The 18,919-nt window shown below is 42.2% G+C and carries 14 protein-coding genes; 6 read left to right on the top strand and 8 right to left on the bottom strand.

Translation table 11 applies throughout. The features are described 5' to 3' along the window. Positions 1-628 precede the first annotated feature (628 nt). The 3 genes from V7L01_RS01715 to V7L01_RS01705 all read right to left on the bottom strand — a co-directional run bounded on the left by V7L01_RS01715 (position 629) and on the right by V7L01_RS01705 (position 3,785). Entirely contained in the window at positions 629-1,648 is a 1,020-nt protein-coding gene (locus V7L01_RS01715) for a glycosyltransferase family 2 protein (protein WP_335031331.1), read from the bottom strand. 414 nt (positions 1,649-2,062) lie between these two features. Then, positions 2,063-2,509 (bottom strand): hypothetical protein, encoded by a 447-nt coding sequence (locus V7L01_RS01710; RefSeq protein ID WP_335031329.1) that lies wholly within the window; start codon positions 2,507-2,509, stop codon positions 2,063-2,065. Positions 2,510-2,591: 82 nt separating this feature from the next. Further along, on the bottom strand, positions 2,592-3,785 hold the full coding sequence (locus V7L01_RS01705; protein WP_335031327.1) for an anhydro-N-acetylmuramic acid kinase: 1,194 nt from the start codon (positions 3,783-3,785) through the stop codon (positions 2,592-2,594). Between the two features lie 660 nt (positions 3,786-4,445). Here V7L01_RS01705 and V7L01_RS01700 point away from each other — a divergent pair. The 4 genes from V7L01_RS01700 (at position 4,446) to V7L01_RS01685 (ending at position 8,734) form a co-directional block, all read left to right on the top strand. Continuing rightward, complete coding sequence (locus V7L01_RS01700) at positions 4,446-5,246, top strand: Npun_F0296 family exosortase-dependent surface protein (RefSeq protein WP_335031325.1); 801 nt, start codon at positions 4,446-4,448, stop codon at positions 5,244-5,246. Positions 5,247-5,513: 267 nt separating this feature from the next. Then, a complete protein-coding gene (locus V7L01_RS01695; protein WP_335031323.1) occupies positions 5,514-5,663 on the top strand; it encodes a hypothetical protein in 150 nt (49 codons plus the stop codon). Positions 5,664-5,688: 25 nt separating this feature from the next. Continuing rightward, on the top strand, positions 5,689-7,104 hold the full coding sequence (locus V7L01_RS01690; protein WP_335031321.1) for a folate/biopterin family MFS transporter: 1,416 nt from the start codon (positions 5,689-5,691) through the stop codon (positions 7,102-7,104). A 133-nt stretch (positions 7,105-7,237) separates the two neighbouring features. Then, complete coding sequence (locus V7L01_RS01685; RefSeq protein ID WP_335031319.1) at positions 7,238-8,734, top strand: carotenoid oxygenase family protein; 1,497 nt, start codon at positions 7,238-7,240, stop codon at positions 8,732-8,734. A gap of 4 nt (positions 8,735-8,738) precedes the next feature. Here V7L01_RS01685 and V7L01_RS01680 read toward each other — a convergent pair whose 3' ends face one another. The 4 genes from V7L01_RS01680 to kdpA form a co-directional block, all read right to left on the bottom strand. Next, positions 8,739-9,890: a universal stress protein gene (locus V7L01_RS01680; protein ID WP_335031317.1), complete on the bottom strand. Its 1,152-nt coding sequence runs from the start codon at positions 9,888-9,890 to the stop codon at positions 8,739-8,741. A 113-nt stretch (positions 9,891-10,003) separates the two neighbouring features. Beyond that, the gene (gene kdpC / locus V7L01_RS01675; protein ID WP_335031315.1) at positions 10,004-10,606 is read right to left on the bottom strand and encodes a K(+)-transporting ATPase subunit C; all 603 of its coding nucleotides are present in this window, start codon (positions 10,604-10,606) and stop codon (positions 10,004-10,006) included. Between the two features lie 350 nt (positions 10,607-10,956). Further along, positions 10,957-13,062 (bottom strand): potassium-transporting ATPase subunit KdpB, encoded by a 2,106-nt coding sequence (gene kdpB / locus V7L01_RS01670; protein WP_335031313.1) that lies wholly within the window; start codon positions 13,060-13,062, stop codon positions 10,957-10,959. Between the two features lie 404 nt (positions 13,063-13,466). Beyond that, positions 13,467-15,152: a potassium-transporting ATPase subunit KdpA gene (gene kdpA, locus V7L01_RS01665; protein WP_335031311.1), complete on the bottom strand. Its 1,686-nt coding sequence runs from the start codon at positions 15,150-15,152 to the stop codon at positions 13,467-13,469. A gap of 501 nt (positions 15,153-15,653) precedes the next feature. Here kdpA and V7L01_RS01660 point away from each other — a divergent pair. Together V7L01_RS01660 and V7L01_RS01655 are read left to right on the top strand one after the other, a co-directional pair. Further along, the gene (locus V7L01_RS01660; protein WP_335031375.1) at positions 15,654-16,751 is read left to right on the top strand and encodes a sensor histidine kinase; all 1,098 of its coding nucleotides are present in this window, start codon (positions 15,654-15,656) and stop codon (positions 16,749-16,751) included. 242 nt (positions 16,752-16,993) lie between these two features. Further along, positions 16,994-17,668 carry a response regulator transcription factor gene (locus V7L01_RS01655; RefSeq protein WP_335031309.1) on the top strand — a complete coding sequence of 225 codons (675 nt, stop codon included), beginning with the start codon at positions 16,994-16,996 and terminating at the stop codon, positions 17,666-17,668. A gap of 80 nt (positions 17,669-17,748) precedes the next feature. Here V7L01_RS01655 and V7L01_RS01650 read toward each other — a convergent pair whose 3' ends face one another. Further along, the gene (locus V7L01_RS01650) at positions 17,749-18,510 is read right to left on the bottom strand and encodes a hypothetical protein (RefSeq protein ID WP_335031307.1); all 762 of its coding nucleotides are present in this window, start codon (positions 18,508-18,510) and stop codon (positions 17,749-17,751) included. Positions 18,511-18,919 lie beyond the last annotated feature (409 nt).

Raw genomic sequence — 18,919 nt, 5'->3', positions numbered from 1 at the left:
GAAACCACGATCTGGCAGGTTGCAACCGAGACAGTTATTACAACTGGTGCAACATACCAGATAAAACAAGCAGAAAGGGTAGATTTATAATGACGCTTTGTACCATTTTGCACTTTCATTGTGGTGTAATTTTATTTTGCCCAATTTTGACTAAATAGATAACTCTAGGCTTTGCCAAAAACCTTAATTAGAGAGCACCACATTCACCACAGAGTTCTGAGAACTAGGTAAAGAGTGCGGAGTTTTGAATATCAATAAAGCCTGAGGGGGCGACATGAAGCCGGGTTGGGCAGATTTTATCAGATCCAAGCCCTCATGCCTCGTAAATAATGCTCTAGCTTATTAGAATTTATAACTGTTATTTTAGTGGTCAATGACCCACAACTAAAGTTTTGCTCGAGCGGCATTTTCCTTCTACCTCCAGCAAGGCTGTCCTTTGCCTTTGTTTTGTAAGTAGGGATAATGACAGATACTTATTGCCTGACCAGTTGTTTAACCTTCAGGCTCATATTATTATTTATTGAAAAAGTTGTGATATGGCAATCCTAAATGATTTGTGATACACAAAAACCCTGAAAAGCTTATAAATATTTATTTTCTCCCAATTCAATTTAGATTCTTTTAGCAATTAATTGGTAGTTTTTCGTTTTTTGTTTAGGTTATAAGACATGTGAAAAGCTGATTTATTACCCATCACATAGTATTCAATTCGGCGTTCGATAATACTTTTAAATCGGGAAAGAAAAACATAAAAAAAGTACGGATTTTTCACCATTTCTGTTAATGCTGTTAACCATTTTCCTTGCTTGATAGGCACTATAACTTTAAAGTAAGCTAGATTTTTCTTAAAGGCTGCAAGATTATAAGACAGAGCACGCATTAAAGCTGGATTTTTTTTCACAACCTCTTGTTGAATGAAAGAATTAGTAGCTATGCAGCATTGATTTAGACGTGACAATATGCTTTGACCTACAAGAGAAATAGGGCGTGAGCGATAAAAATAAGAGGGTTTTGGCACAAGAAAAAAGCGAGCGCCATTGATTAAGCATTTCATATCAAGCCAAAAGTCCTCAGCTATGCTTATGGTTTCATCGTACTCAATGCCGTGCTTAACCAGAAATTCTCGTTTGAATATAGGCTTGCTTAAACCAAGATGCAACCCTACTTCTCCATAAACATCAGTTTCTACAAAATAAACAATATCAATTGGGATAACTTTATCTATATCTAGATGTTCTCCACTTTCTTGAATCAATGTACTCCAAGGAGATGTTGCACCATCTTTGATTAAATAAAGATCGTCAGCAATCATGTCTGCATTTGTTTTCTCTGCCAGTAAAACAAGTTTTTCTAATCTTTCAGGAGCATACCAATCATCTGAATCAAGAACAGCAATCCATTCTCCTTGGGCTACTCTGAGGGCACGATTACGCGCTGCGGAAACCCCAAGGTTTTGTTGATTAACTATCACTTTAAGACGTTGGTCAGTAAAACTTTTAGCGACTTCTACAGTTTTATCATTTGAACCATCATCGACTATGATAACTTCAATATCAGTGAGCGTTTGCTCTAAGACTGACTCTATTGCCTTGGCAATATAAGCTTCAGTATTGTAAGCAGGAATAATCACAGAGACTTTAGGATTCACGAAACTAAACTCCAAATTACATGGTTAGGTAAGAATGCTAAAATCCTGACGATAACTTGATAATTTATGTTTTACTATAGCAATCCTAAATCATTGGTAGAGACGAAAAAGCTGAAAAAGTGAAAAACAGTTATTTTTATCTCCTATTCTCTCACGATTTAAAGAACTCCAAAAAATAATTTATCCAATTTTTGGAATCAAACCGACTTTTCCTCGCCCAGCTAAGTGTCCTAAAAGCGATGGGATATTTTTAATTTGGAAGTCCCTTAATTCGGATTGCTATATACAATTCAGTTGGTGGGTAAGAATAAACGATGACTCCTTAAGGTCAGAACATTAGACGTTGAAGGTTGGGAAACCAGTGCGTTGGCAGAATTCTTTGATCGGTCGCCTTCTGGCCTAGATGTACAGCGCTTAGGTTGACTGACGCTCCAAACTAGCTTCCATCGTGTTAGTTAAAAAATGACCAGCCAAAATACCACTACTGAGATAATATGTATTTTCCGAAATTCGGTGCAGGGTTTCAAAGCCACTACGACGCTGACGATCGCCTAGTACCCAGTAACGCTGCACAATAGTATCTAAACCAATCCAGCCCTCACCTTCAACCTGCCCCAAAAGATTATGTTGTAGTAAAAAAGTATATTGACGCTCTCCTTCATGTAGACGCCCTTTGTATTGTAGAAAGATTTCGGAGCGATCGCTACCAGGAAATATCAGTTTTGTGGCCATAGTAAACCAGTTATCTCGATTCCAAGCTACCAAGGTCATACCCTTGACGCTGATTGGCATACCATTACGTTCCAGCCAATTTCCTTGCATTGCCCAGCGTCCTGGTTCCAATAAAAAAGTATGAGCCACCTTCTATATTCCCTGTCTCGATCGAGTGCCGCCAAGACTACAGTTATAGCAGTGCTGAGTTGCGAGTGCTGAATGCTGAGTTCTAATGTTGGAAAATTTCTCCCAAAAGCACTTCTTGAGGTGCCCCTGTGGCAGTAGGTAGGTTACCAGGAATACCCAAATTTCGCCAGTAGGCTAAAACTGCAAAGGCGATCGCTTCTTTAAAATCTGCACTCAAGCCCACTTTATCTGTAGTCCAGACTGGTATTGATGTTAACAACAACTGTAATCTTTGTTTCAAATAGAGATTGCGACTACCACCGCCACATAATAGTACCCGTTGTGGCATTTCCGGCAAAAAAGTGCGGTAACTATGAACAATTGAAGCAGCGGTAAGTTCTGTGAGAGTTGCGAGTACGTCGGCAGCATTGAGTTGGTATGCTTGAGCATCTTTTAAACACTGATGCAGGTAAGCTACACCAAATAACTCTCGACCAGTGGATTTAGGTGGCGGCAGATGAAAATAGTCTTGGTTGAGCCATTGTTCTACCAAAGGTTGGCAAGGAGTACCACTCGCTGCCCAATTGCCATCTTCATCGTAAGTTTTAGCACCAGCGCTTAAATGCTCCACCGCCAGATCCAATAGACTATTTCCTGGGCCAGTATCCCAAGCGCGAATTTTTGAGAGCCAGTCGCCATATCGAGGCGGAATATAAGCAACATTACCAATACCACCAATGTTTTGAATACAACGCCCTTCTTCAGGATGACTGAGTAAATAGGCATCTACTCTGGGCACCAGAGGCGCACCATGACCACCAATAGCGATATCAGCAACGCGGAAGTTGCTTACAGTAGTAATGCCCGTAAGATGGGCAATTAATGCACCGCGCCCTAGTTGGAGACTGTAACCTAATGGGGAATAGGGAGTGGTTTTGTTTCCCATTTCCCTATCCGTAGGTGGTCGATGATAAACTGTCTGACCGTGGGAGCCAATGAGAGTGGCTGGCTGATGACCAATTTGAATATTTTGGGCGGCTTGGGCAAAGACAATGGCGATCGCATCATCTATTTCTGCCAATTCTGCCATTGATATGGCAATGCCTGCGCCAACTGCCAATATTCTTTCTCTGAGTTCGGCTGGATAGGGATATATTGCCCCGGCTATCAACTCAATTTTGAGATCCAATTCTCTACCGGAGATATCTACCAACACAGCGTCTATGCCATCTACGGATGTGCCACTGATTAAACCGATAACGCGAGTAGTGACAGCAGCTTCTTCGGTCGGATGCATTGATAAAGATTCTTTTGTTGATTGCAAGAGGTAGTTTAATTCATGTTACTACCTATGTCAAAAAAACTAAGGTGGCATAGTTAACTGGAGCAAGACGAGTCGGCAGAGCAAGGGAAGAATATCCAAATCAATAGTAATGACTGCGAATCTATTTCTATCGAGCGGGAAACAGGGTTCTCAAAGGCTGTTCCTTATCTTTAGTAATCACACCAGCCAAAAATACAAATCTTTAACATGCACGAGCTAGCTTTACAATTTTTTTATCTTAAAATAAAAAATAGATGCTCTATGGACTTTTTCGGAAATAGCTAAGGGATAAGCATAGGTTTTCAAGTGATTGGGTATAGCACTAATGCCTCATGCCTTCTTTATCTATAACCCTAAAAATATAAACTGCCTGCAAATGACAAAACAGCAGATTTTATAAATAAAGGTTGTTTACAATTTTGCACTGATAACTTCGTGCTTTCTACATAAAACAATAGATATCGAAGGACATAATATCAGTGATTATCCTCTAAAGAAAGTCTAAGAACCTACTTTTTCATTTGGGCAGAATCAAATAAAAAAAGTAGTAATCTCTCTGATGTTGGAATCTAGAAGCACATCGCACAATGAGGCTATGAACACGAGAGATTAAAAAACGAAAAGGATTTGTAAATGAAAAGTCTTTTAATTAAGTCCGCGATCGCTTCTGGTGTTGTTTTGTCCTTAGCTACTTTTTCCCATCCTGTAATGGCTGCGGATTTTTCGGTAACAATAGAAAACGCAGGCGTACAAAATGCAAATTTATCAAATCTTCTTAATGCTCATGTAGAAACTTTTGATGGAGAAACACAAGGTTACAGTTCAACAGGCTTTCAATGGAATGAGGGATCGACAAATATTGGTAGCTATCAGAATACTCTGGTCGTGAATGCAGACCAATATGGTGGTGCTGGTGGAAAAGACAAATATTTTGATGTAGACACGAATAGATCGGGTAATGGTCAAAAGGTTTCCACTCTCAATTTGCAAACCCCACAAAGTTACTTTGGACTTTGGTGGTCTGCGGGAGACGCTAATAACGTAATGACATTTCTTTCACAAGGTCAGACTGTCTTTTCGATGACTACTGCTGATGTGGTTAGTTATATCGCCAATCTACCAAATAAAGACAGCTACTACGGTAATCCTAATTCAACATTCAAAAATCAAAATACTGGAGAACCCTACGCGTTCATCAACATCTACGATGTAGGTGGAACTTTCGATCAAATCCAATTCACCAATGTTGGCGGAACTGGTTTTGAATCAGATAATCACACAATCGCCACTGGCTACAAGAGTATCACCGGTGATGTCGTTACAACAGTTCCTGAGTCTTCTTCTCTATTAGGAGTTTTGGCAATTGGTTTTGTGGGCGCTACTTCAGTTATGACTCGTCGAGCCAATAAAAAGTCAGTTTTGCAATTGTCATAAGTGTAGCGACTTGTAAACAAGACAATTTATAACAATAAGTAAATATTAATACAAGTTAGGGGTGAGCTTACTTAGGTAAACTTGCCCTAATTTTTTTGCTATTTATTTTAGGGAACTCCAAAAAATAAATTATCCCAATTTCTGAACTCAACACGACTGTTCCTCCCCCAGCTAAGTGCCCCCTGCCCTAAATGCGTACCCCTTTGGGGATCTTGCTAGGCGTAGCGTCCCGCAGGGATGGGATATTTTTTTAGTTGGAAGTCCCTTATGAGCAGCAACTTTACAACACTTAAACAATGTCTGGATTGCCTGCTGCTTCAGGTTGGAGATGTTGGCATTACTCAGCCTACAGGCTTAACTTGGGATAGAAGCGATCCTAAAGCCCAGGTTTTAAGAATCGATATGATAGACAAGTAGATAAAACTTAAAAAATATTTATCGAATGGTGCTTCAATCATCTGGCTTGTCCAAGGTCAAAGACTCATTAACACAAAAAATCTTCTTGGGTAATGAACCTAATGCGGAGTTAATTGCAATTCTCACCGTTTACTTTGTCCAAGGAATTTTAGGATTATCGCGTCTAGCCGTTAGCTTTTTCCTCAAAGATGAACTCCTGCTGAGTCCAGTGGAGGTGTCGGCGCTATTGGGAATTGTCTTCCTACCTTGGATGATTAAGCCAGTGTTTGGTTTTATCTCTGATGGTTTGCCTATATTTGGCTATCGTCGGCGTCCTTACTTGATTTTATCCGGGATACTGGGAACTGCTTCTTGGGCGAGTCTGGCCACAATAGTTCATACTAGCTGGGCAGCTACATTAGCGATCGCTCTTGGTTCTCTTAGTGTCGCCATGAGTGATGTCATAGTTGACTCGCTGGTTGTGGAACGAGTTAGAGGCGAATCGCAAGCAAAAGCCGGCTCATTACAATCTCTGTGCTGGGGTGCTTCTGCGATCGGAGGTTTGATAACAGCATACTTTAGCGGTCTGCTACTGCAATATTTTACTACCCGTACTGTCTTTGGAATTACCGCCTTATTCCCTCTCATCGTCTCAGGGGTAGCTTGGTTAATTGCTGAGTCCCCCGTTAGCAAAGATGCTGAAGATAGTAATCACACCAACCCTTTACCAATCAAACATCAACTGGGGCAGCTACGCCAAGCCATTAGCCAAAAAAGTATTTGGCTACCAACGGCGTTTATCTTCATCTGGCAAGCTACCCCAAATGCTGAGTCAGCCTTTTTCTATTTCTCTACCAACGAACTCCACTTTGAACCAGAATTTTTGGGGCGGGTACACTTGGTGACAAGTTTCGCTTCTTTAGCAGGCGTTTGGATTTTTCAACGTTTCCTTAAAAGCATCCCTTTTCGCGTGATTTTTGCTTGGAGTACTGTCCTTTCGTCACTTTTGGGGATGACGATGCTGTTGTTGGTGACTCACACAAACAGGCGCTTAGGTATAGATGATCGCTGGTTTAGTTTGGGTGATAGTCTGATTCTGACTGTGATGGGGAAAATTGCCTTTATGCAAGTGATGGTTCTAGCAGCAAGGCTTTGTCCCTCTGGTGTGGAAGCGACATTATTTGCCTTGTTAATGTCGGTGTTTAATTCAGCAGGAACGGTTTCCCATGCATTCGGAGCATTAATCACGTATTGGCTGGGGATTACCGCAACGAACTTTGAATCACTTTGGCTATTGGTGCTAATTACTAACCTCAGCACGCTGTTACCCCTACCATTTATCAACTGGCTACCTGCTGCTGAAGAGCAAACTGAGACACCGAAAGATGGAGAACAACCGTTTTTGCCAGATTTGATGTCTGAATTGGTACTGAGAGAACCAGAGTCAGAAATAGTGGAATAGTGTAATAAATTTCACGCCAAATCCAGCCAGTGCGCTGCCTTGCCGTTGTAGCTACTGGTGTAGTAAAGCTGCAAATAAATTATTTTGAGCGGCTAAAAATTTTTGTGCAAAATAACAACAAACAACAAAGTATATGCGTTTGAAAAGTCAAGAAACCCCAGTTACAGAAAAATCCTACACCCGTGCAGACTGGCAAGGGGGATATCAATCTCTAACCCAAGAGTTTGATTATTGGATTGATGATATAGAAGGGCAAATTCCCACAGAGTTACAAGGTACGCTATTTAGAAATGGCCCTGGTTTACTGGATGTGAATGGGCAACTTCTTCATCACCCGTTTGATGGGGATGGGATGATTAGCAAATTTACCTTTACCAATGGTCGTGCCCATTTTCGCAACCGCTTTGTCCGCACAACTGGCTATTTAGCAGAGCAAAAGGCGGGAAAAATTCTCTATCGCGGTACTTTTGGCACTCAAAAACCTGGCGGTTGGCTAGCTAACATGTTTGACTTCAACCTCAAAAATATCGCCAATACAAATGTTATCTATTGGGGTGGGAAACTACTAGCAATGTGGGAAGCGGCGGAACCATATCGCCTCGATCCTTATACTCTTGAAACGCTGGGAAATGAATATTTTAATGGTGCTTTGTCAGCAGGTGAAGCTTTCGCTGCACATCCCCGCGTGGAAAACAATTGTGACGAAGATGGGGGCACACCTTGTCTGGTAGATTTCTCGATTAAGCCGGGATTATCTACCACAATTACTATTTTCGAGCTAAACCCAGAGGGTGAAATTATCAGGCAGCACGCTCATAGCGTTCCAGGTTTCTGTTTCATTCACGATTTTGTTATTACTCCCAATTACTGCATCTTCTTTCAAAATCCTGTCACCTTCAATCCCATACCTTTCGCTTTGGGAATACGTGCGGCGGGAGAATGTATCAAATTTCAGACAAATAAGCCAACTCAAATTCTAATTATTCCCCGCTTCCCCAAAGAAGGGCAAGAACAAATAAAAACTCTGGAAACTCAGTCGGGTTTCGTCTTCCACCATGTTAATGCTTTCGAGGTAGGAGATGAACTTTTGATTGACTCCATTTGTTACCAAAATTTACCAGAAGTGGAACCCAAAAGCGATTTTCGACAAGTTGATTTTGAAGCTTCTTCACCTGGACAACTTTGGCGATTTTGTCTGAATCTAAAGGATGGGACAGTCGGGCGGGAATTGATTGAGAGCCGATGTTGTGAATTTCCCAGCATACATCCAGCGAATGTGGGACGCTCTTATCGATATCTATATATAGGTGCGGCTCATGCAGAAACTGGTAATGCTCCCTTACAAGCATTGCTAAAAATTGATTTAGAGTCTGGAGAAAGACAATTTTGGAGTGCTGCACCCCGTGGTTTTGTCGGCGAACCGATTTTTGTCCCGCGCCCAGATTCTGAAAAGGAAGATGATGGTTGGGTATTAGCTTTGGTTTATGATGCTGCCCACCACCGCTCAGATTTGGTAATTTTGGATGCTAGTGATTTCTCTAAAGGAGAAATTGCTCGCCTACATCTCAAGCATCATATCCCCTATGGTTTGCATGGAAGCTTTACTTCTGAGGTTTTTGGGGAAATTTGATTCCCTATTTGGGTGAAACCATTTTCTCGCTGGCAATAATATGCAAATCGATGTTTTTGAGCAAGCGCACCAATTTTTGCGTTAAAGATCCTTTGAGGAACATTTGCCAGCGCGATCGCTGACTCTCTCCGATTACAATTTGGGTGATCCGATATTTCTCGGCGATTTCAGCGATCGCATTGGCTACGTTACTGTTGGTAACACGAATAAAATTACCTTCAAATTCTTTACACAATTTTTCACAAGTGTGGATGTGTAAGCTTTCCTCCTTAGTCAGGAAGCGTTCTGGATCGGCAACGAACAAGGTATAAAGTGGGGCGTTCATATAGTTAGCCAGCCTCGCACCCCGGCGTAACAGCTGCACTGAATTGGGATAGGTGGATATGCACACCAAAACCCGCTCGTGAATATTACAAGATTGCCCATTGGGGATAGTAGCGATCGCATTTTCTTCTACGTTGTCTGCTACTTCGCGCAAAGCCAACTCCCGCAAAGCAATCAGGTTACGGCGTTGGAAAAAATTATCAAGGGATTGTTGGATTTTTTCTGGTGCGTAAATCTTCCCTTCTACTAACCTTTCTTGCAATGTTTCCGGTGTGACATCTATTACTACTATTTCATCCGCATCGTCCAGAATCCTGTCAGGAACGCGCTCGCGGACTACTACCCCTGTAATCCTGGCTACTAGATCGTTGAGACTTTCCAAATGTTGCACATTCATTGTGGAGTAGACATCAATACCTGCTGCCAAAACTACTTCTACATCTTCGTAGCGTTTTTCGCGTGGAGAACCAGGGACGTTTGTATGGGCAAGTTCATCGATTAAGGCTAATTGGGGCGATCGCTTTAAAATAGTATCTGTATCCATATCCGTTAGCGTCAACTCACCGCGAGGATATTGCTTCCGGGGTAAAATTTCCAGTCCCTCTGCCTTCTCAGCTGTCTCCTTGCGTCCGTGGGTTTCTAAAAGCCCAACGATGACATCAATTCCTTCCTGTTTAAGTGCGTGTCCTTCTTCCAGCATCCGGTAGGTTTTGCCTACTCCAGGAGCCATGCCAATAAATATTTTATGCTTGCCCCGCCGTCGTGCCGGAAAAAGCGAGTAACTTGCAGAATTTATTGGACTGCCAGCCGAACCAGCATTATTATCTGACATTAGACCTCTTGCATGAATATTTGAAAACAAGAATCTTATGGTTCGCGTAGAGGCGTAGAGAGCAACGAAAAAGTTATCTATTTATTCCTAACTCCTAACTCGCTACTCCCCATTTATTGATTTTGCTGACGGTTAATATCTTGCAAGTCAAGAGCATAATTCAATCGGAGAACATTGACTCCCGGCTCGCCAAAAATCCATAAAAATCTGTCATCAGTATACTTATTAATTAAACGTAGGATCTCATTTTCTTTTACTCCCCGCGCACCAGCAACCCGCGTCAATTGCTGCTGTGCTGCTTTGACGGAGATATGCGGATCTAAACCAGAACCAGAAGTATAAATTATATCAGCGATTGGTTGAAGATTTTCGTCTCGCAATTGATTTGCCTGTTCTAGAATCCGGTTGAGTAGCTCTGGATTGCTAGCAGCGAGATTGCTGGCTCCAGATATGCCAGTTGGCTTGGCTTTTTTGCCTTGGCTATATCTAACAGTACTGGGGCGAGAATGAAAATATCGATCGGATGTGAACACCTGACCAATCAAAGCCGAACCAATTGGTTCTTTATTTAGATTCAGCGTGATGCTGCCATTAGCTTGATAGGGCAAAAAAACTTGACCCACTACCAGGATTGCCAGAGGATAGATGATTCCAGTCAACAACCAAAGCATCAGAGTTATAAAAATTGCTCTGATAGTTTCTCGAATAATAGTCATAAAAAGTTTTCCAATTGCTCCTAAAATTTAGTTTTTAATTTTTTTTAATTTTTAATTCTTTTGCCCACGCAGTAGGACGTTGAAGGGTGCAGTTAGCAACAGCATAAACAACTGGGCAACTACCAAATTCAAGCACAGCAGAATAAAAATAGCGAGTGATAGGTGTTGTTTACGCCATTGCGACCAAACAAAGGACATTGCCAAAGCAGTACTGAGTAAAAACCATGTTTATTTATATTCTTCTTGTTCCCTCTCTCAACAGGTAAAAGTAAAAATAAAAAGATAAAAATGTTTATTACTTTACTTTAGTCAAGATACCTCGTTTCGCAGCATCTCTACTTTTGCTGTTCTTAAGCCAAGCCTACAACTGTAATCAGCATATCGATCAACTTAATGGCAATAAATGGCGCAATCACTCCACCTAAGCCATAAATTAAAATATTGCGTTGGAGTAGCTGATTAGCTGTCAGCGGTCTAAACCGCACACCCTTCAATGCCAAGGGAATCAAAGCGGGAATAATCAAAGCATTATAAATCAGTGCTGATAGTACAGCAGACTTAGGGCTAGTCAAATTCATAATATTCAGGCTTTGCAGGTTAGCAGCGACAAATATCACTGGGATAATTGCAAAATATTTAGCAATATCATTAGCGATGGAAAATGTCGTCAATGCCCCGCGAGTAATCAACAATTGTTTGCCAATGCTAATTATATCGATCAGCTTTGTGGGATCGGAGTCTAAATCGACCATATTGGCGGCTTCTTTTGCAGCTTGCGTCCCTGTATTCATCGCGACGCCGACGTTAGCTTGGGCTAAAGCTGGAGCATCGTTAGTCCCATCTCCAGTCATGGCAACCAGTTTGCCTGCTGCTTGTTCGTTTTTAATGACGCTGATTTTGTCTTCTGGCGTGGCTTCGGCAATGAAGTCATCAACGCCTGCTTCTTTGGCAATGACAGAAGCTGTAATTCGGTTGTCTCCAGTTAGCATGATGGTATGCACTCCCATCCGTCGCAGTTGCTCAAAGCGATCGCGGATACCAGGTTTAACTATATCTTTGAGATAAACAATCCCATAGATTTCGTTATCTAGGCTGACTGCTAGAGGTGTACCTCCCAGACGAGAAACTCGTTCGTAGGCAGCATCCAATTCTGGCGTATCGCGTCCGTTGCGGGAACGGACAAATCCTTTAATGGCATCTACTGCTCCCTTCCTGGCCTCATACCCACCAGGCAAGTTTGTACCGCTCATGCGTGTTTTGGCGGAAAATTCGACTCCTTCTGCCTGACTGGAGTCAAAATCAAACTGTGCGCCTAACTTTTCTGCCAGTCGGACAATGGATTTACCTTCTGGTGTATTGTCAAAGACGCTAGCCGCCCAGGCAACATTAGCAATTTCTGATATTGAATGACCGTCGATCGGAATAAACTCTTCCGCCAAACGGTTGCCGAGAGTAATTGTACCTGTCTTATCGAGAACTAAAGTGTTGACATCACCACAAGCTTCTACGGCTCGTCCGGAAGTGGCAATGACGTTAAATTGGGCAACTCGATCCATACCAGCAATGCCGATGGTACTTAGTAAGCCGCCAATAGTCGTAGGAATTAACGCCACTAACAGGGCAATCAAAATTGGCACGCTGACTGGACTGTTGACATAGTAAGCAAGGGCGGGCAAAGTTACCACGACTAACAAAAACACTAAGCTCAGAACTGCCAGCAATACCGTTAAGGCAATTTCATTAGGTGTTTTGCTACGTTCTGCCCCTTCTACCAAGGCAATCATCCGGTCAATAAAGCCTTTGCCTGCGTCAGATGTGATGCGGATAATTAGTTCATCTGAGATAATCCGCGTCCCACCAGTGACGGAACTAGCAACGTCGGAGCCTGATTCTTTTAATACTGCTGCGGATTCCCCAGTAATTGCCGATTCATCTACTGAGGCTACACCCATGATTACTTCGCCATCGGCGGGGATGATATCGCCAGCAACGACGTAGATGGTATCGCCCTGTTTGAGGCTGGTGGATGAAACTTCACTAAGTGTACCGTCGGGAGCAAGTTTTTTAGCGATCGCCTCTGATTTGGTCAATCGCAAGGCATTGGCTTGGGCTTTACCCCGTCCTTCTGCCACTGCTTCGGCAAAATTGGCAAACCAAACTGTAAAGAATAAAATCCCCGACAATAAGCCGTTGAAAAGTTGCGGATTCTTTTGGAGGGCTGGGCCAAATAGGTTGGGATCGATCGTTAGCAATAGGGTGATGATTGTCCCTACCCACACCACAAACATCACTGGGTTTTTGATTGCATACTTAGGGTTGAGCTTGACAAAAGCATCTCTAATTGCTCTTAAATACAGCCACTTATTACTTGCCCTAGCCTTTTTACGTGCTTGGCGGCGATCGCCATGACGAGAACTTGGGCGTCTAGCTTTGGAGTTAGTTGCCACTTGATTCATAGATAAAGTGAGGAGTTAGGAGTTATCAGGAACTTCTAATAAAAAAATATCTAACCTGTAGTAGCGTGGCAAGACTAAAATGGTGTGATAGCTAAAGGCTCGTAGTAGCGTTTTAGCCCCACAAAACCGTAAATCTAACTAAATACATAAATTTAGTCTTGCCACGCCAGTACGGTGCCTTAATAACGCACCGTCTGATGAAGGTGCATTACGCTATCGCTAACACAACGCCCTTCTCCAGTCGGAGACGCTACGCGTAGCTTCCCCGTAGGGGTAAGGGTGAGGCTACGCATAGTCGCTACCGTTACGTTAACACCACAAAGCACTGGCTCCCCTACGAAACCGGATAGTTTATTTATTTTATTGGTATTCTCTTAATTCCAAACTTATAACTCATAACTTTTCTAACTGCCAGATGCTAATTTCAAACCCTCAGCTATGGGGCCTAAAGCTAGAACGGGAAAGAAAGTCAACACTCCCAAAACCAGTGTCACTCCAGCCGCGATCCCAGTAAATACCAGAGAATCAGTTCTCAAGGTACCAGGGGTTTCTTGTACTTCTTGTTTGCGAGACATCCCGTCAGCTAACAACAGGATGGCAATCATCGGAATGTAGCGTCCTCCGATTAAGCTAACTATTGTACTCAAGTTCCACCACAGGGTGTTATCCCGCAACCCTTCTAAGCCAGAGCCATTATTTGCTGCTGCTGAGGCGTATTCATAAACTACTTGAGAAATGCCGTGATAGCCAGTGTTGCTAATTCCCGATAGAGAGATGGGATAAGCCAAGGCGATCGCACTGGGAATCAAAACTAAAATTGGGTGAATCAACAGCACTACGCTGGCAAGGACGATTTCCCGCTTTTCAATCTTGCGTCCTAAAAATTCTGGGGTGCGTCCTGCCATTAATCCAGTTAGGAACACTGTGAGAATTAAGTAAATGAATAGGTAAGCTGTTCCAGTTCCCTGTCCACCCCAGATAACCTGGATAAACAAGTTGAAGAGAGTCGAAAATATTCCTTGCGGCATCAAAGAATCGTGCATCCCATTCACAGCACCAGACATAGTAGCAGTAGTCATCACTGCCCAAAATGCCGTTTGTGCCCAGCCAAATCGAACTTCTTTCCCCTCTAAATTGGGTTGTTCTAATCCAAAGGCGTTATTAACAAGGGGATTACCTTGCAGTTCTCCCACGGCTGTCACTCCCACCAGGACGACAAAAATCACAAACACCATCCAAAAAAGTAGCCAAGCTTGTTTGATGTTGTTGGCAAATATACCGTAGGTGTAAATCAAGGCTGCTGGGATAGAAATCATGGCGATCATTTCTATCAAGTTAGAAGCGCCATTGGGATTTTCAAAGGGATGTGCTGAGTTGACGCCAAAAAAGCCACCGCCGTTCTCGCCCAAAAGTTTGATTATTTCAAAGGATGCCACCGGGCCTCTGGCTATATATTGCGTTCCACCTTCTAAGGTTCTCAGATCCAGAGTCTCTTTTAATGTTTGTGGTACACCTGCTACAAGCAAGGCGATCGCTCCAACAACCGAAATCGGCAACAATATTCGCGTAATTCCACGGACGAGATCGACATAAAAGTTTCCTAGTCTTCTACCCGTCAACCCGCGAATAAAGGCAATTCCCACAGATAAACCGGTGGCTGCGGAAGTGAACATTAAAAAGCCTAAAGCCGCTACCTGGCTAAAATAGCTTAAGGTTGTCTCACCAGCATAGTGTTGCTGGTCGGTATTCGTCACAAATGAAATCGTTGTGTGCAGCAATATATCCCAGCTAGGCGCACCGAAGCCGTTAGGATTCCAGGGTAAGAGCCTCTGAAAATATAACAGCAAATATACTGAAATACCCATAAAAATATTGGTATACAGTATAGCCCGGATATACTGCCAACCCGTCATATCATCCTTCCTCCGCACACCCGCTAGTACGAACATACTTCGCTCTATGGGGTTCATTAAAACATCAAGCAGTGTTTTTTCTCCCAAGAAGACACGCGCTATATATCTACCGAGTAATGGAGTGATTGCTATGACAATACACAGCGTTAAGCCTATTTGCAAAAAACCTTGTATCATATATTTCGCGCTCAATTAAATTTAAGTGCTAGCAAGTCAATTCTTAGAAATAACAGATTAACTCTTGGAGTATTTGATTTCGAGGGATTTACTATTTTCAGTTATTATCCAAATACTTTTTAAAGTTTTTGTTAAGAATATTTAATCTTTACGCTTAGTTCATCTATCTCACTAGTTAGGATTATTTGTTTATACAATACATTTTCCAAGTTTGCTACTTTCAAAGAATATAAATATCCCAGAGGATTTTGTTAATGGAATTACGGATTGGGAAGATTGTGGTAGATACCCCGCTCCTTGTGGGCAACTAGCCAGTCCCCAGTAACCATTGCCCCCAATCTCCAGTCTCCAGTTGCCTTTCCTACATCTGGATAAACGTAATTTTAGGATTAATTCTCAAGTTGGCATTTGCAGATATAGATTGGAGATAAATCATAATTGTTGAATTAAATAGTTATACAGATTCTATGTTCGGGATTTTTTAGTAAATCATAAATGACGATGTTAAGCCGATTATTGACAATGAAAGAAGCTTTAAATGAGCGTGGGGAGACATATGGGCTAATAGCGATCGCCTTTGCGATCGTGATAGTATTGGAATATTTAACACCACCTGAGTACGTATTTGGCTATCTCTACACAGGGACGATTTTGTTAGCAGATTCTCGATTGAATCGGAGAGCAGTATTGGGGATCACTCTTGCCGCTACAGGATTAACATTGTTGAATTTGTTTGTTCCTGGAGGAGAAATGATTAATTCCCCAACGTTGGCAAATAGGTTGATTGCAGTATTGGCATTGGTGGTAACCGGTTGGTTGAGCGATCGCAACCACCGCAATGAAGAAGCGATCGCTTATACCCAAGCACAATTACGCTCCCAAGAACAACTAGCTACCATGCGTGAAGATTTTGTTTCTACCCTAACGCATGATTTGAAAACACCCCTATTAGGAGCAATTGAAACGCTGAAATATTTTCAAAATGAGCAATTTGGTGAAATTACGCCAATGCAAGCAAAAGTCCTCCAAACAATGGCTCGTAGTCATCGGAGTACACTGCAATTAGTCCAAACGCTTTTAGATGTGTACCGCAATGATGCCGAAGGACTGAAACTACAGATATCACCTGTTAACTTGGCAACTGTGGCGGAGGAGATAATCGCCACCCTGACTGAACTAGCGAGAACACGTCAGGTTTATATTTCTTTGCACTATGGCGAATCAGATTTTCGTAGCTTTCTTTGGGTAAATGGCGATTCTTTGCAACTTGGGCGAGTCTTCACCAATCTCCTGAGTAATGGCATTAACCATACCCCTCGTGGCGGTAAAGTGGAAGTAGTACTTGAAGGTTATTCTAGCGATCAAGTAGTAAAAATACTCGATACTGGTTCCGGCTTTACCGAAGAAGAGTTACCCCACTTATTTGAAAGGTTTTATCAAGGACATAGCGATCGCCACGTCTCAGGATCTGGACTAGGGCTTTATTTGACCAGGCAAATTATTGCTGCTCACGGGGGTACAATTTGGGCAGAGAATCGCTCGCCACGAGGTGCAGTGTTTGGTTTCCGACTTCCTGCTTGTCCACCGCCGGGGAGTTGAAGGAGCAGGGGGATCGGGGGGAGCAGGGGAGGCAGAGGAGCAGGGGGAGCAGAGGAGGTAGGGGAGGTAGGGGAGGTAGGGGAAGCAGAGGAGGCAGGGGAGGCAGAGGGAGAATAATAATTCCTGACTAATGACCAATGACTAGTGACCAATGACTAGTGACCAATGACCAATGACCAATGACCAATGACCAATGACCAATGACCAATGACCAATGACCAATGACTAATGACCAATAACAAATGACGAAAATCTTACTCGTTGAAGATGATGAATTATTTCGGCTTGGTCTGCGGATGCGGTTGCAACAAGAAACCAGTTTGGAGATTGTCGCAGAGGCAGAAGATGGGGAACAAGCTGTAGAATTAGCAAATCGCTATCCGCTGGATTTGGTCTTGCTGGATATAGGTTTACCGGGGATTGGCGGGATTGAAGCTTGTCGCCAAATCAAGGAAAAGCACCCAAATTTACCAGTTCTGGTTTTAACCTCTCGTTCTGAAAAACCCTTGATTTCACGGTTAATTGCCGCTGGGGCGCAAGGTTACTGTCTCAAAGGTATTCCTGCTGAGTCTCTAATTTTGGCAGTGCGATCGGTTGCAGCAGGGGCTTCTTGGTGGGATCAAACGGCAACAACAGAAATTAGAGCCGCTTTTGAGGGCAATTCTATGGCGGTGCAGCCTGGAAAGAGTGACGAAACCTTAGAAAATCCTCTAACGAAGCGGGAGCAAGAAATTTTGGCACTGGTAGCAGCTGGCAAAAGCAATCAAGAAATTGCTGAGATTCTCTACATTGCCCCTGGTACAGTGCGGGTTCATGTCCATGCTATTTTGCAGAAACTAGAAGTACGCGATCGCACTCAAGCCGCAGTCTTAGCGATTCAAAAAGGATTGGTAGCACCAGAATTGTTGATTAATTAGATTCATTCACATCGGGCTAAGTGCTCGTCTTGGCGTAAACATTTCCCTATATCTACGCCAACCTACAGAAGATTGCGATTCTACTCAACCGAACTACGGGAAAGAATTTCTAATACCATCGTCTCAATTTCAGGTAGTATTTCTTGAAGATAGTCATGCTTTATACCTGTATATTGCATGAGTTTAAAATCGGCTTTAATTTTGTGTAGAAAATCTGTAACTATTTCAGACTGTATGGCATCTATTACATACCAATATACGCTTTTTAGTAACGGGTATAGCTCGGCTCGGTGTTGAAATTGAGCGAGCGACAAATTATAGAAAGAATTATCCATTGCGTTTACAAAAATGCACGCTGTGACTCTGCTGAAAACAGTTTTCACATTGATATCCGTATTAGATTCAGCTGCTGTAACGAAATGAGTAACTACGCAATAACCTTGCAAATCTCTTTGATAAGACACCACATTTTCAGATATACCTGATGTTCCTTGTGCGATGTATCCCCAGAATCGATCTCCAGAACATCCGCGTAGCTGCTTTCCAAGGCTATCAATGTATAAACCATCTTTATCCCTAAATTCCATTTTACTCCAAAACATTGGAGAGGCATAATCACGCTCTATTTTCCCCATGTGTAACTTACTACAGTAACGAGATTTGTCATTTAATAAGATTTTAAAGTGAAATTTATTATTTTCTCTATCAAAGAATATCGAAGTTCCTTCTAAGAAGGATAAATTAAAATCTGAAAATAAACTTTCTGCAAATTCATGGTGGGAAAATCCAGCCATGTATGTAATGAAATTACTTTCAAATTCAGAAAGTTCTTGTCTGCACAAAAGTGCCTCTCTAAGTAGCTCGGTAGTGGGTTTTCTACACAGATTTATTAGTTCCGCGAGTTTTTGATGCACAGTCCTATACCTTATCTAAACGTCTCAACAAGTATGTAATATCCTAATGAAGGAAATAGACACAATTCAAGCCTAACGAGGTTGGAATTAGTCGAGCTGCCCTGAGGAAATAATGTTAATCTCGAACTATTTAAGTAGTACCAAGGTGAGTGAAGGCACTGTATCAGTTTCTTGCATCATGTTTACCGCTTAGTACAACATCGCATCAATAGAGCAAACAATACCCGGTTGAGCTAAATCAATCGGGTTTCTCAATTTTTTACCAAAAAAATCACATCATAATGATTACTTCAGATTTACTTCATAAATCAACTCTAAATTTAAACTTTTACCACAT

The sequence above is a fragment of the Nostoc sp. genome, assembly GCF_036917095.1.
Taxonomy (GTDB): Bacteria; Cyanobacteriota; Cyanobacteriia; order Cyanobacteriales; family Nostocaceae; genus Nostoc.
Note: the sequence above shows the minus strand (reverse complement) of the source record. Positions and strands in the feature narration are given on the sequence as shown.

Bases quoted from the DNA above. Each gene is read 5' to 3' on its own strand.
- V7L01_RS01705 (WP_335031327.1), bottom strand. From the start codon at position 3,785: ATGCATCCGACCGAAGAAGCTGCTGTCACTACTCGCGTTATCGGTTTA.
- V7L01_RS01700 (WP_335031325.1), top strand. From the start codon at position 4,446: ATGAAAAGTCTTTTAATTAAGTCCGCGATCGCTTCTGGTGTTGTTTTG.
- V7L01_RS01695 (WP_335031323.1), top strand. From the start codon at position 5,514: ATGAGCAGCAACTTTACAACACTTAAACAATGTCTGGATTGCCTGCTG.
- V7L01_RS01690 (WP_335031321.1), top strand. From the start codon at position 5,689: ATGGTGCTTCAATCATCTGGCTTGTCCAAGGTCAAAGACTCATTAACA.
- V7L01_RS01685 (WP_335031319.1), top strand. From the start codon at position 7,238: ATGCGTTTGAAAAGTCAAGAAACCCCAGTTACAGAAAAATCCTACACC.
- V7L01_RS01680 (WP_335031317.1), bottom strand. From the start codon at position 9,890: ATGTCAGATAATAATGCTGGTTCGGCTGGCAGTCCAATAAATTCTGCA.
- kdpC (WP_335031315.1), bottom strand. From the start codon at position 10,606: ATGACTATTATTCGAGAAACTATCAGAGCAATTTTTATAACTCTGATG.
- kdpB (WP_335031313.1), bottom strand. From the start codon at position 13,062: ATGAATCAAGTGGCAACTAACTCCAAAGCTAGACGCCCAAGTTCTCGT.
- kdpA (WP_335031311.1), bottom strand. From the start codon at position 15,152: ATGATACAAGGTTTTTTGCAAATAGGCTTAACGCTGTGTATTGTCATA.
- V7L01_RS01660 (WP_335031375.1), top strand. From the start codon at position 15,654: ATGTTAAGCCGATTATTGACAATGAAAGAAGCTTTAAATGAGCGTGGG.
- V7L01_RS01655 (WP_335031309.1), top strand. From the start codon at position 16,994: ATGACGAAAATCTTACTCGTTGAAGATGATGAATTATTTCGGCTTGGT.